Source organism: Oligoflexus sp., from assembly GCF_035638955.1.
GTDB lineage: Bacteria > Bdellovibrionota_B > Oligoflexia > Oligoflexales > Oligoflexaceae > Oligoflexus.
The window spans coordinates 1-14,445 of sequence record NZ_DASQYZ010000121.1; the positions used below are offsets into that span (position 1 = coordinate 1).

The 14,445-nt window shown below is 52.1% G+C and carries 9 protein-coding genes and 1 tRNA gene; 6 read left to right on the forward strand and 4 right to left on the reverse strand.

The window, feature by feature from the left end; translation table 11 throughout:
* The 3 genes from VE954_RS11845 to VE954_RS11855 all read left to right on the forward strand — a co-directional run.
* Positions 1-1,473, forward strand: a 1,473-nt coding sequence (locus tag VE954_RS11845) for an outer membrane lipoprotein-sorting protein (protein WP_324952920.1), incomplete at its 5' end; no start/stop codon positions are given.
* A complete protein-coding gene (locus VE954_RS11850; RefSeq protein WP_324952922.1) occupies positions 1,433-2,722 on the forward strand; it encodes a DUF1302 family protein in 1,290 nt (429 codons plus the stop codon). The genes VE954_RS11845 and VE954_RS11850, both read left to right, overlap by 41 nt.
* Before the next feature lie 230 nt (positions 2,723-2,952).
* Positions 2,953-4,209: a phthiocerol/phthiodiolone dimycocerosyl transferase family protein gene (locus VE954_RS11855; protein ID WP_324952924.1), complete on the forward strand. Its 1,257-nt coding sequence runs from the start codon at positions 2,953-2,955 to the stop codon at positions 4,207-4,209.
* A gap of 609 nt (positions 4,210-4,818) precedes the next feature.
* Here VE954_RS11855 and VE954_RS11860 read toward each other — a convergent pair.
* The 3 genes from VE954_RS11860 to VE954_RS11870 form a co-directional block, all read right to left on the reverse strand.
* Positions 4,819-6,234 (reverse strand): hypothetical protein, encoded by a 1,416-nt coding sequence (locus tag VE954_RS11860; RefSeq protein ID WP_324952926.1) that lies wholly within the window; start codon positions 6,232-6,234, stop codon positions 4,819-4,821.
* A 965-nt stretch (positions 6,235-7,199) separates the two neighbouring features.
* On the reverse strand, positions 7,200-7,385 hold the full coding sequence (locus VE954_RS11865; protein ID WP_324952928.1) for a hypothetical protein: 186 nt from the start codon (positions 7,383-7,385) through the stop codon (positions 7,200-7,202).
* Between the two features lie 83 nt (positions 7,386-7,468).
* Positions 7,469-7,555 (reverse strand) — tRNA-Ser (locus VE954_RS11870).
* Positions 7,556-8,032: 477 nt separating this feature from the next.
* Between VE954_RS11870 and VE954_RS11875 the strand changes: the two genes are divergently transcribed.
* The 3 genes from VE954_RS11875 (at position 8,033) to VE954_RS11885 (ending at position 11,049) form a co-directional block, all read left to right on the forward strand.
* The gene (locus VE954_RS11875; RefSeq protein WP_324952930.1) at positions 8,033-8,221 is read left to right on the forward strand and encodes a hypothetical protein; all 189 of its coding nucleotides are present in this window, start codon (positions 8,033-8,035) and stop codon (positions 8,219-8,221) included.
* A gap of 528 nt (positions 8,222-8,749) precedes the next feature.
* A complete protein-coding gene (locus VE954_RS11880; protein WP_324952932.1) occupies positions 8,750-10,300 on the forward strand; it encodes a hypothetical protein in 1,551 nt (516 codons plus the stop codon).
* Complete coding sequence (locus tag VE954_RS11885; protein ID WP_324952934.1) at positions 10,294-11,049, forward strand: hypothetical protein; 756 nt, start codon at positions 10,294-10,296, stop codon at positions 11,047-11,049. Before VE954_RS11880 ends, VE954_RS11885 begins: the two co-directional genes overlap by 7 nt.
* A 12-nt stretch (positions 11,050-11,061) precedes the next feature.
* Here the strand turns inward: VE954_RS11885 and VE954_RS11890 are convergent, their stop codons facing one another.
* On the reverse strand, positions 11,062-14,283 hold the full coding sequence (locus VE954_RS11890; RefSeq protein ID WP_324952936.1) for a PKD domain-containing protein: 3,222 nt from the start codon (positions 14,281-14,283) through the stop codon (positions 11,062-11,064).
* Positions 14,284-14,445: the final 162 nt, after the last annotated feature.

A 14,445-nucleotide genomic window follows, 5' to 3' on the forward strand; every position in this document is an offset into this window, starting at 1 on the left:
GCACTGATTCAGGCTTTTCTGAAAACGGACAGCACAACCAAAATCGAAAGCATGTTACCTGTGGTGAAAGCGTTTGCGGCGACTCAATTCGATAGCAATATCAAAATCTCATTGGGGGGAGGGGCGACATCGGGCGTTGCACTCAATGAAGTCATGATCCGCGAAAAAGTTCTGAATATCGTGCAAATCATGGGCGCGGTCTTTCTGGTCTCGGCTTTGGTCTTTCGCTCCCTTCTGGCCGGCACTCTGATCCTGGTTCCGCTGCTGGCTGCCGTCATGGTGAATTTCGGCATTATGGGCATCCTCGGCATTCCCCTCCAGGTGGCGACGGCTCTGGTTTCCACCATGGCCGTGGGTATTGGGGCAGACTATGGAATCTATATGTCCTATCGCTTACGTGAAGAGTTGGCCTATGGCATGGACGAGTACACGTCCGTGAAAAAGGCCTTCCTATCAGCAGGCAAGGCGACTCTCTTCGTGTCGTCGGCTGTCGCTGGGGGCTTTGGCGTCCTGATGCTTTCCGTTGGCTATATGATCCATGTCTGGATGGGTTTTCTGATTGCACTCGCGATGATAGTCAGCTCGATCGCTGCTTTGACCATCTTCCCGGCGCTCATTTTTACGTTGCGCCCAGCATTCATCTATAAAGAAAGGAAAGCCACCATGAGACTTGCACCACAGGTTGTTGTTGTTCTTCTTGCAGGACTGATGGGATTTTCGGCCTATGACATGGCCAAAGCCGAAACCCCAAGCGCCGAGCATGTCATGAAGCAGAACTTCATCGCCGGCAAAGTCGCAGATTCCACGGCCAAATCTCGCTTCATACTCTTCAATGCAGCCGGGCAACAGCGGATTCGGGAAACAAACGGAGCCACGAAGTTGATCGCAGGAACCACCGACAACATGCGGCTTGTCACTTTCGAAAGCCCGGCCGATGTCAAGGGTACCAAGACTCTGCTCGTTGAACATAGCCAGGGCGATGATGATATTTGGATCTATCTCCCGGCTCTCAAGAAGGTTCGGAGGCTGGTGGCGAGCAACAAGAAGGATGCCTTCGTCGGTACTGATTTCTCGTATGGCGATGTTATCGGTCACAAGGTTGAAGATTGGAATCACAAAACGGTTCGGGAGGAAAAGCTTGCTGGCAAGGATTGCTATGTTGTCGAATCCCTGCCGAAGACTCCGGCCATTGGGGAGAACTCAGGCTATTCCAAACGCCTGAACTGGATTGACAAGGAAAGCTCGATTGCGATCAAGGCCGAGAATTTCGACTCGGCCGGCAAGCTCTTGAAGAAGATCCAGGCGAGCGACATCAGGAAGGTGGATGATAAAAACAACAAATGGCAGCCTATGACAATGGAAGCGGAGAACGTTCAAACGGGAACGCGCACCGTTCTTGAATTTTCAAATTTCAAAGCGAATGTCGGAGTGAATGATGGGCTTTTCACAGCTCGTTCGTTGGAAAAGAAGTAAAGGACGAGCGGGCTGGATTGGGCTGCTGCCGCTCCTGATGCCATCGATTCTGGAAGGGGCTTCCCTCGAAAGTCTCAGGGAAGCCCTGAATCCTTCGCTCACGCTGCGTCTTGCGGCGTTTGAGGAGAGCAAGGATATCAGGGATGAGGCGCCGGTTTACCCGGCTTCCCTTTGGCTCAAGCTGGAGCCCGAGCCCATCCTGGAGACCAGTTTTTATCTGGAGGGGCTGGCGCTGCATCCTGGGGGCGAAGGCGAATTCCAAAGTGAAATACGCGAAGCCTACCTCGAGCGTTCCCTGGGTATGCTTGATCTCAAGCTCGGTCGCCAGATTACAGTATGGGGGCGGGCCGACAAGCTCAATCCAACAGACCAACTGAGCAGCAGGGATGTCAGGCGTCTCAGCAGTGACGATGAGGATCAAAGGCAGGGCATCGGTGCTGCTCAGTTGACTTACAATCTCGGTGACTATCGCTTGATCGGCCTTTGGCAGTATGAGTGGCGTCGACCTTTGTATCCTATCCTCCAGGATGATCCAGGAATGGTCCTGGAGCAGGAGGACCCCAGGAATCCTGCGGCTCAGTATGCATTGAAATTGGATCATGCAGCGGGGAGCGTGGATTGGTCACTCTCCTGGTTCGAAGGCTTCAATAGGACTCCTGATATTCGTTGGGATGGATTTGACAGCGGGACTCTGCATTTGGCTCTGGTTCACCAGATGATCCGGGTCCTCGGGCTCGACTTTGCTTTCAATGCAGCCGGTATCGGTTGGAGAGGGGAATTTGCCCACACAAGAACGGGGGATCCCGACGGCGAGAACCTACTCGTTCAAAATAATTCCAATTATGGAGTCTTTGGAGGCGATCGGAACCTCATAGAAAATCTAAACGTCAATCTGCAGGCTTTTGTCACGCAGGTGGCCAAGGATTCCAGGAGCGAGCCGAGTCTGCCTTTAACTGAAGCTGTGGCCGCCCAGCTGCGGACAAACAGCCAGCAGCGACACAGCTACCAGGATGGGCTTTCCATGCGTGTGAACTACAAAGCCTTGCAGGAGACGCTTGAATGGGAGGCTGTCGGTGTTTGGAATCGCCAGGATCATGACAGCCTCTTCCGTCCCAAGGTCACCTATGCATGGAATGATCAACTTAAATCCAGTTTAGGCGCTGAAATTTATCAGGGTCGACCGGAGACGTTCTTTGGTTCCATGGAAGAATTGAGTGGTGGATTCGTGGAACTACGTTACGGTTTCTAGGCTGCAGAGTGTAAATTCTTGCGAAGATAGCACCCTGGCCTCGGATCGCGAGTTCAAAATCGGCCTGCAGGGCATCAAAGATCGTGGAGCCAGGATTCAGAGTCTGAACTTCTTCGAGGCTCAAGACGATGCCGCGCCAAAGAACCTTGTCGCTTTAGAAATGCTGGAGTTGCTGCGAAGCAAGGCTTGGGTTAGGTTCGGAGGGAATTTTTTGCAAAAGGGAAGTTAAAATGGCTCGTGGAAGATTACTGGGTGGAATGGAACGTCTTTTCCATCAGCAGAACCAGGCGAATTCTTCCAACATGTGCGCAATTCTCCTTTACGAAGGCCGCATCGACAAAAGCATGATCCCCCAGGCTTTGGCAGAGGTGCGAAAAGCTTTTCCCTTGTTGACGGCAAGGATCGTCGCCGATCCGTTTCTGCGTTACGAGGAAGCCGACGGCGAAATTCCTTATCAGATTTTGGAACGCAAGGATGACGAGCACTATCGGCTGATCGTGCGTGATGAGGTGCGCCGAAAATACGACGATGTGCGCATCGTGCTTACTGTGGTGGAAGGTCAGGATCGCGGTGAACTTATCTTTTCCATCGATCATGTCCTGGCCGATGCGAAGTCGCTTTATGTGGTTTGCCAATATTTCATAGCCGCCATGAAGGGCCGGCAGCTTGCCTGCGTCCTGGTGGGTGATTGCTGGGAGAAGCGCGTGACGAAACCTTATCGCGGGTTCCTTGGCTTCTGGAAACGAGTGCAATTGGTCCGTCGCCTCTTCAAGGGACTGCCGCGGCAGCCGGGAATCTTCGGTCGCAATATTCCGCATGTTCATACCCATTCGTTTGGTTTTCAGCTCGACAGCGCTTTGGTGAAAAAACTGAAGGTGAAGACCGATGCACATCAGACGAACCTGAATGCGATCTTCTGCGCCGCTGCCATGCTTGCTGCCTTTGACCAGTTCGCGGGTGGCGAAGCGGGCACCTTTGGCCTTAATACGCCTGTGAGTTTACGCGAACAGCTGCACCCGCCGGCTACGGGTGAAGAGATGGGTATGTTCCTTTCAGGCTGTTTGCAGTGGCACGAGCTCGCTCCCCAAACAGATATCTGGCAATTGGCACGGAATATCCTGGCGAACCTTCGTCAATCGGTGAAGAGCGGCGATCCGATTGTACTGGGGCAACTCGGGCAAGGACCGAAAAAGCCGCTTCCTATAAAGGAGAGTAAGGCACGAGAGCGTCTGAATCATGCCATCACCGTCTCAAATCCCGGACGTCTCGAAGCTTTCGAGGACCTTCCCAACGCGCGGATATACGGGTACCGGAACCTGGGTTCGCTTTGGCAGCATGAGAGCATCACGGTAGTGGTGCTGACTTATGGGGATTATCTTTGCGTGGACGCAGAGATTTCGGTGGAACGGCTCGGGCATTTCCCAGACGCCGCGCGGAAACTTGCGGACGGCATCCGCGGTCGTATTGTGGAGCTGATCGAGAGTTAAGACGCAGGATAAGGACTTGAGCTCGGCTCCAGGGCTGCGGCTGTTGATTATCGTGTATTCGTGCGACTTGGCTTTTTTTTGTGCGGCTTTCTATACTTCTGCTCCTGTTCACCCGCCACCAGAATTTTAGCCAAACGATAGGAATCCAGCAGAGTAAGATCCGCAGAATAAATTTGTCGATAAACAGGAAGTTGGGTCAAAGCCAAACGGCGAACTGAGGCGCGGGACCGGCGCTGAACTCGGAACTCAGGAGGCTTCGTCAGCTCTGTCGCTGAGGAAGTTGCGAACCTCGGCATCGGGACTCGCGGTTTTGTCGCGCCTGCCTTCAGATCGGCCGGCGTTTTTCCCTGGGCCACCCGGCCCTCGGTATTCGCCGTGGAAGCGAGATCCTTGTTGATACCTTCGAAGATGGCCGGTGCCTTGTTTTGCTCTTCAGTCTGGTAGGCGACCAGAGCATCTTTTCTTTGCCCGATCGTAAACCACTATCCAAAAAGAACGGGGTGCAGCAGGGAGTTGTCCTGACCATGTTTCCACGCCGCTTGGCGGCATGAAAAAGCCCTGACCGCCACCCGCGGCCAAGGGTCTTTGCAGTAATAAGGCAGGATAATTTTACTTCAGGCAAGAACCTTCGAAGCCAGCCATGGTCGTAGGTCCACCCCAGTTTGTCGTGCCCAGGACCGTCCAGCTGCCTGACCCAGCATTGACGCGGTGGAGGCGGTTGTTCTGGATGATGTAAAGGTCGCCATCGGTCGCGGCCATTGAGGTTGCGCCTGCCCATGAGGCGCCCCCGAGGACCTGATAATTACCGGTGTTGGGATCGACGCGGTGAAGATGATTGTTCTGCACCACATAGAGCGAACCGTTCAGGCTTGTCATCAACGTCGAGCCGTTCCAGAGCCCACCTCCGAGCACGGCCCATCCACCGTTCTGATCAACGCGGTGGAGGCGGTTGTTCTGAATAACATACAAGTGGTTGCCGACCACACTCATCGAGGTGGTGCCTGCCCAAGACGTGGTCCCAAGCAACTGGAAGGAGCCATCCTGCGGGCTCACGCGCTGCAGACGGCCATTCTGAACGACATACAGCCAGTCACCGAGGGCCGCCATTGACGTGGGACCACCCCAGTCTGAAGTTCCCAGGATAGCCCAGGTCCCATTCAAACGGTTCACGCGATGCAGCCGATTGGCCTGTATCACATAAAGATTATTCCCAAGGATGGCCGCGGAGCTTGCATTCGCCCAGTCCGAAGCTCCAACCAGGGACCAACTGCCCTGACGGGTTTTGGCATTTACACAGTGCAGGCGGTTGTTCTGCACGACGAAGAGGGCACCTTTGATGTTGCCGTTTGCCGAAGGATAGACGCTTTGGGCCCCTTGTCTATCAAAGTCTGTCAGGGAAAGATTCCGCATGTTCCCCGTCCCACCCTTGCAGTGAGGATAGTGCATGACGCTGGCGCTGTCATATTCAGTCAAAGGAGCCCAGGTGCCGCTCTCGCTACAGCCCCCTGTCACATGAATATGCTCATGCCTGAAGCCTAGGGTATGACCAAGCTCATGGCGCATATAGCCCAGGTATTCGCTATAGGGTTTTGCGAGCGCACTCGAGTCCACCAGGAGGCTTCGGTCACGGCGGGCATAGCTGGGGAAGAAAGCCGCCATGAGGTAGCTTTGGCCACTCACAGGCCTGACATCGAATGTGACGGCGTTGTTGTTTTCGTTGCAGTTACCGTCTTGCGCGGGAACATGGGTATAGTTGAAACCCGCGCTCCTCGCCCAATCGTCTGTAGCTTCCCGCACGGCCCTTACGATGTGATCATAGTTGGCACCGAAAGCTCGGGAGACACAGTAGGTAACATTATACTTCATATGATCGGGCCAAATATCATCAACTCCACTATAGACGTTAACTGTTAAATTGACGCCACCCGTGGCTCCGAGTTTTGAATCTGATGAGGTTAACGCGTCACCACAGGCCACAAGAACGGGTAGAGACAGGAATGCTAAAGCTAGAATTTTCCAACGCATAAATCATTTCTCCTAAAAGTTTTGCAGGCAGCATAAATTTCACGTCGCTTGAAGTGCGTTGCTGAAGAAAACGCATTATCAAAACACGATGCAACTCTCAAGATTCTGCGAGAATCTGAGAACGAATTTCAGGGGCACGCGCCGAACGTCTTGCGAGCTAACGATGGAAGTCAGTTCCATCATCACATTTAAATTTTTCTGGACAACTTCTTCTGCGTCTATTTTTGCGATTTCTTCTGGTTTGAGGCGTGTGTTGATGATATCAATGCATGGGGCCTGAATAGGCTGCTTCCGACAGTCCATCTTCTTTTCTATATTGCTTTATGATTTTAAAAGTAACACGAGCCCTCCAGCAGGACGCACGTAGTACCAACCATCTTTCCGAACAAGATTCAGGGCCATCTCAGCTTTCTCATCACCAGCTTGTGGCAGTAAGCGCTTTTGTGCGAACCCAGACCATTCAACAGCACACCCGAATTTCTCCGTTTTTCCAGAAATTTCTGGAAATAAAAAGGGTTCAAGAATCGTTTCGGAACCTACGAAAAAGTTGCTTGGAATTCTATTGCGGCATCAAGCCTGGATGTGGCGAGGCATTTGAATTTTTTCTGCGGAATTTTTTTGGTGGGACCCTGGGAGCCTTATCCTGCTTTTCTTTCGCGGGAAGGCGGTCGCCGTCACTGCGGACTTTCTGATGGTAGGCTCTGCAAGAAGGGTCGATCTATAAAAAGAACGGAGAGAGGGATTCGAACCCTCGGTCCACTTGCGCAGACGCCTGATTTCGAAAGGGGCGTCAGCGGGTCATTCCCTTCAAGTACGGCCATGCACTCGTCAGGTTTTCTAAGCACGCGAATGAGTGACGTCTCGGGAGAAACCGTACAAATCCATCAGCATCCTATAGCGCTCTTCGTAGGAAAATCGCGACAGGGTTCCAGACTTTTTCTCGGCTCCAGGCCTGCGGCTGTTGATTATCGCGTATTCGTGCGAGTTGGCTTTTTATTGCGCGGCTTTCTATACTTCTGCTCCTGTTCACCCGCCAAGAGAATCTTGGCCAAACGATAGGAATCCAGCAGAGTAAAATCCGCAGAATAAATTTGTCGATAAACTGGAAGTTGGGTCAAAGCCAAACGGCGAACTGAGGCAAGGTCGATCAAAGAAACTCTTCTGCACACTTGGTGCGGTACAAAATCTGCAATTCCAGGCGTTCACTATGTTCGCGGGAAAAGTAAGAAGGGAACGGAGAGAGAGGGATTCGAACCCTCGGTCCACTTGCGCAGACGCCTGATTTCGAATCAGGTATATTCAGCCACCTATACCTGTCTCCGCTCGAAAAAGCTACAATATTAAATGCTTGTCGCATTTTTAGCTTCAGCCAAAGATCAGTCCGTTCCTTCGACGGACTGCCAAATATTCTTCCTCTATACGAGGCACTGAAAGTCGGGGATGTTGCTGAAGCACGGGGGCTCAGCCGTCGAGGTGGGAATGTATCGGAAGCACAGCTAGTTCGTAAATCACCCAAGTGCAGGCTTATATAATTGAAGTGCAGGCATTCGTGGGTATTGAATATAGACTTCCACACCGTTGCTGCAGCCTACAAAGAGGACGATTGACTAAATAAGATAGCTATTTCGAATCTGTTAAGGGCGCCAATATCCCACGAGCTGCGCAATGCTCTACATTTTGAGATGGGTCCAGCAGCCGGACAGTCTCCTTATACAATTGACGGTATTACTCGTGGGTGAGTCTGCTCTAATTGACATGTCAAGTCATCCCAAATTTGCTTGGAGAATGGGGGCTCGGCATGTCGGTTCGCCATTATAGTAGCCTGTCAACGAAACTGCGCGACTTGGCACTGGTCGAAGAAGGTCAGCACTCCATACGCGAGATCTCCGCTCAGCTGCGAATTCCCAAATCGACTCTGCACGACAATTTGCCAATCTGTCGCTCCGATCTTGCCCAGTTCATGGACTCACAGCAAAAGTATGACTAACATTTGGTGCGAAATATTTTGATTCAATCCTTTGATGGGACGACCTCATCCAGATCATGTGCCACAACGCTTTTCCAAGGTGATGCCGACAGATATATCACACCAAAAAGTATTGCATGCACTTGATCCTGCGAGGCAGCTACCTCACTCAACAATTCAAACGTATCTCTGGCTCTGGTAAGCTGCGCTGCCTTTGATGAAATATTTCAGCGCCAAGTCCTAAGAAGCCAAGGACTCAGAAAGTCCTATTTTCTATTCCCGCCAGTCTTTGAGTCGAGGCAACAGCATACTGAAAAATGGATTCGGCCTTTCACAATTCAAAGGTCTATCCTTCCGACAAAGCGGAATTAATGCTTTGCCTATTCATAAAGCTGCATAAGCTACTAAAATAAATTAATAAAACCATCTAATGACGACTTCAGCAAAGTCTGTTTGCCAGTTTTCTGACGGGGTCTATTCATTTACTCACCCTGTGCCGTCGCTGACGTCATTGATTAATAAAGAAAATTACCGATAAGGGAAACGGAGGTGATACAGAAAATCGTGCTGTTTGGAATGCGCTCAAATTTTTGTGTCAAAGTCGTGTACTTCGCAGCTTTGCTGCTGCTGATGAAGGCGCCCCTCTATGCTGGCAATAAATCCTGGCTTGATCCCGGGGCTCAACGCGGCGTGATCTTCTTGCAAACGGATGGGCAAACCCTGACCCATGATCGTCACCAACAGTGGCTTCAGTTTTGCCAAGGCCTGGGCTCCCGCTTGATTATCGAGCAACCGGGGTCAGGGTTTCTCAGTTCCTATCGCTGTGAGGTCGGCGCCGATCCTAAAGTCTCAGTTCGAGATTTTGACTGGCTGCTTATTGTCTACGAAAAGGAAAAATTTATCGATGTCGAAGTCCAATTTTGGATGGGAACGCAATGGCAGGTCGTGCAGACCTTCAGTTTCCATTTTCAGAACGATTGGCTGGTTGCCCTGCAAAAAAACACTGCCCTCGATTATTTATCCCGAATGATTTTGGAAAGTCTCCCGACCGGATGGGCCTATAAGCATCGCTCAGGCACATCGGCGATCCACTGGAGTGTTGCAACGCACCTGCCCAAATTGCCCTCTTCCCTCTATGTCTATCAGTTGCGATTCGATCAAGGCAGAAAGATCTGGTTGCCTCAGGTCCGGGCTGTCTTGAAGCGCAACGATCTGCAGCATGAGCCTGGAAACATAAGGAAAGAATCCTTTGAAATAGTGCAGAGCTGGTTGCCCCTGGTCGACGGACAAAGCTATTGGGTTCAAAGCGTGGACGGACGCAATCAACGGCAAGATGAATATGAGAAAAAGTTGCAGGAATCCCTGGGCGGTTTTTCCATACTCAACCTTGTGGACCGTCTTCTTTTCGAATCGTTCTCATCCAATTATGCTGGGGTGCGCTGGGGAAAGTCCTTTCTTCGAGGTGATTCCATTCTGACCCAATCACAGCTCGTGTCGGTGCTGGTGGAAATGCGTAATGGCCCGCTGGCTGGACTTCGCTGGTATTACGATTTTTCGCCCCGGAGCCATGCCAGCCGCCAGGGCCTGGAGGAATATTTTGCGATGAAGCGGGCGTCACTGGGTTGGGCTATTGAATGGAGAACGCCTCGATCCATGCAATCATTCCTGTCACGCCTGGATTTGCAGCCCAAGGTTGGCCTTCTGGATATTACGTCCCAATTTGTGGCCGAGGACTCCCTTGGTAATCTACGCATGCTGGGTTTTTCGGCCCACAACATCCTGAGCCTAAGTTTGGAGCTTGGCCTGGAAAAAGAAACGTCCTGGTTTCGCCATCGCCTTTGGACCTCATTGAGTTCGGCGCGTTTCGGGTTGCGCAATCGCGCAGGGGTCTCTGTCACCAGCACGAAGGCTGGCCTTGATAATTATTTTGAATTAGGCAAATGGCATCACGCGGAAATGGGAATATTGCTATTCGGCTTGGCAGAAAACCTCAGCCTGTCCCGAGATTCCAGCAAAATTCTCGATCTGGACGACGTCGGTATTTCAGAGCTCTCTTTTAATCTGTTTTTTCTCGGGGGAGGGGTCACCGTCTCATGGTAAGACTGCTCACTTTGTTCCTCATGCTATGGGGGTTTCACTTGAATGCGGAAGAAATTCCTGATCCGCGGATCTGGATGGAGGAGCTTCCTGAAAGCATTTGGATGTCGTCTCCAGGTTTGCTACGCAATGTGACGATCGTCAGCATGACCAATGCCAGAAAAAAAACCTGGAAGAGGGTCATGCGGGATTTTTCCAGTCAGGGTTTTTTGCAGTATCTGGACGCGGATATTCAGGACTTCGCTCAAAAATTAAATCCTGGCCCGGATTTGGATTTGCAAAAAGACGTATTGGAAATCCTGCCCGCCCATCTGTGGCTGCGCGAGGAGGGTTCCCATATGTCGGTTCAAGTGCGTTCCGAATCTGGTTTCAAAAACTTGGGAAGTTGGGGAATAGCGCGCAGTGATCGTCGCAGCAGCCAAGCATTCCTGGACTGGTTGATTCTCAAACTAGGTTACGATGGAGTGGTTCTCGATACCCGGGACGAACTTATCCTTGTGGGACTACTGAAGAATACGCAAGAGATCGGACAGGGTCTACTCTTGAAAAATAGCAGCCATCGATCAAGTCTGAGTACGAATAAGGTACAAGGTCAAGCCCTTCTGCAGATACTTAGGATTGAAGGATCGCTGGCGGTTTGCGAGGTGCTACTAACTGGTACGCACCGCCCTTCGATAGCCCGAGGATCGAAGATCCTCCTAGGCCGCGAAAGAAACCTGGGGCCTATGATGAAGATGGAAAGCCAGCCCTAATTCCAAGTGCTATTATTGGAATACCTTTTCCCAACGGAAACCCTTGCTGTTGGTAGACACAATAATGTTTTGCCCATCGTGGTTGAGATAGATCGGATTGGTGGCAAAAGAATAGGCCCTTGACACCGCAGGTGACACAGGATTGCTTATATCGATCGCCGTGACGGTCCGGCTGGTGAAGTTCGAAACAAATGCATAGTCACCCAACACTGTTACATCCACAGCGTCGTCGCCACCTGTCCAGGTCGTGGATCCCACCAAAGCAGGATCGGCCGGGTTGGTGAGGTCGTATATTTCAAGCGACGGGCTCGTACTGGTTGGTCGTGTTGAGGCTACCAAATAATTTCCAACTACGCGTAGGCCCTCGGCGCTATGTTTGGCAAACGATTTGACCATGGTAGGAGTCGAGGGATCGCTGACGTCGTAGACAAGGATACCTTGCCAGGTGGAGGGAGAAATGTAACGACACGAAACGTACACATAGTGATTGAATTTTTGAACCTGAGTTCCAATACATCCTGCGGTGCCATGGGATCCGACTTCAACAGGTGAGGCCTTATTTGTGACGTCGATCACATGGAGACCACCATTCGCGGCCCCGTTCAGGAGATCTCGTCCCGTCACGTATGCATAATTGCCATCAACCAAAACCCCTTCCGCTCTAGTTATAGGAAGACTGCCAACGGTAGGGAGGGACGTCAAGGGACTGCTGGCGTCAAGAATATAGAAGCCGGAAAGGAGCACAGTTGCATAAACATAAGCTCCTTTCTTGTCGAGAAAGTCCAGGTAAGTATTGCTTGGAAAACTCCTGGTAGCTCCAGCAATCAAACTGACCGTTGGTGAAGTCTGCAGGGTATAGGTGCCGAGCCCATTCTCTTCCAGGCTCATGTACAAAATCCCGTTTTCCACCACTGGGTATTGAGCGCCCCTGTTGCCGTTGGTATTGGTTCCAAGGGTGGTCAATGTATTCAGCAACGTCCAGTTCTTGGGGATGACGCTCATGGCGTTGCCTTTGGAGTAATTGGAAGTACTGGTATAGGCGAAGGCACGATAATGGTAAGTTGTGTCATTAGTCAATGATGCCTCATTGAACCCATTCAAGCTTCCGTTATAGACAACACGTGACGTTCCGATGAAATCTCCGATATTATAGCTCGTTCCATTAACCGCAAGATCACAGACTGTGTAACTTGCCTGGCGTAAAACCAAATAGCCCGTTGTATTCGAACCTCCTTCACCCCAATTCACATAAGCTCTGGTCTTGCCTGAAGTGATTTGCGTGTAGCTCGGTTCAGTCGGACTCGAACTGGTTCCAGCGCAAACCTGTGGCTTCGCGCTGACGGCCGTTCCTGTTGAATAGGTGGTCGTGGCGTCATAGGCGAAAATTTTGTAATGATAGACTGTGTTGTTGGTAAGACCAGTGTTTGTGTATTGGTTTGTGGCTCCTACATAAGCAACGGTTGCGCTGCCGATCGTGTTACCGGCAGTGTATACGGTTCCATTGGTGGGAGTACTGGTTACTGCCGACGTTGAACGCAGAATAAGGAAACCGCTTGTGGAACCACTGCCGGTCCAGTTCAGGATGAGCGAACTATCCTGGACTATTGCAGAGACATTTGATGGTTGACCCGCAAGGGGTAATTGCTTGTTCCAACTCGTACTTGCTGCGGATGAAGGTGCCTGCTGATTGCCGAGGCTATCCAAACCAATCACACAGAGAGTGACTGTCCCATTGGCGAATCCAGAAATATCATCTGTGATTTGTGTGGAAACCGGGGTGCTGATCGAAAAGGTTGCTGAACTACAGCTTGTGCTTCCGGCGTAGAGCGCATAGCGATAGTTGCTTACGCCCGTTCCAGCGATCGTAATATTCAAAGCGGTTGAGGAACTTGTACCACTCGGGGCTCCGCTGATGGTAGCTGCTGGAGCTGTGGTGTCCCAGTTGAAGTTGAGATCATCCGAGAAGCTGTTGCCCGCTGCGTCGGTTGCCGTCAGGCGCAACACATAAGTGCCGTCAGCAGATGCCGAGGCGTTGGTGTCCTCAGCTGAAGGAGCCGAGAAGGTGATCGTGCCAGGACCGGAGACCTGGCTCCAGGCCCAGGAGCTGGCCCCGCTGGTCGTTGCATTGATGCCTGTTGTGGCATTGACGGTCAGGTCGGCTCCGACGCTGACAGTGGGAACTGTGGTATCCCAAACGAAGTTAAGATCATCCGAGAAGCTGTTGCCTGCGGCATCAGTTGCCGTCAGGCGCAACACATAAATGCCATCAGCAGAGGCCGAGACGTTGGTGTCTTCGGATGAGGGCGCGGAGAAAGTGATCGTGCCAGGGCCGGAAACTTTGGTCCAGGCATGGGAGGTGGCACCGCCGGTGGTTGCATTGATGCCGGTTGTGCTGGTGGCGGTCAGATCCGATCCGGCATTGACTGTGGGAGGTGTTGTATCCACAGTGAGAGTGGCTGCGGATGCAATCCAGGCGCTGCTGTTCCCGGCCAGATCAAGACTCTGGACGCAGCCATAGTAGGCTGTGCCGTTGACTCCGGTCATGGCGGCAGGTGAATTCAGCGATGTTGCGGCACCGGAACAGCCTGTGCTGCAATCATTGCTTGTGCAGATTTTCACATTGTGAGTGGAAAAATTGCTGTCGGTGCCGGCTGTCCAGCTCATGGAAAAGGCGGTTGCATTGCTATAAGGACCAGGAAAGCCCACCCCCGATGGGGCGGCTGGTGCCGTTGTATCGAGGCGAATGGCTTTCTGCCCGCCGAGTGAATTTGCGCTGCCCAATGCAGGAAGCGTGAGCGTGGCATTGTTGCCGGAAGCGTCGCGAATGGTTCCCGCGCCCGTGCTGAGCGCTGTCAGACTCTGGTATTCAAGGTCAGACGAGCTGTCGCCTGTTTGAACCGTATAGGCAAAGGTCAGGGTATTGGTGCCGCTGCCTGTGCTGAAGCTGGCCGCGTGATCGGTCGACCCGGTTTCCAGGAGCAGGGCCAGAGCGGTTTCGTTGGTGACGTAAACCGTTTCTGAGAACTGGACCTGAATCGAGATGACATCATCCCTCCTGTAATGGTTATCGGCCGTGCTTGCCGACACCTGGGTAACGGTTGGAGCGGACATATCCACGGTAATGCTGCTGACCGATGGGATCCAACCCGAGGTGTTGCCGGCCAGGTCAAGCCCTTGCACGCAACCATAATAGGTTGTACCGCTGACACCGGACATGGATGCCGGCGTGCCCACGGACGTTCCGACGCTCGTGCAGCCGGTGTTGCAGTCATTGGCCGTACAGATCTTCACATTGTGCGTGGAAAAATTACTATCGGTGCTGGCCGACCAGCTCATGAAAAAACTGGTGCTGTTGCTTGTGGACCCTGAAAAGCCGACGGACGATGGCGCGGATGG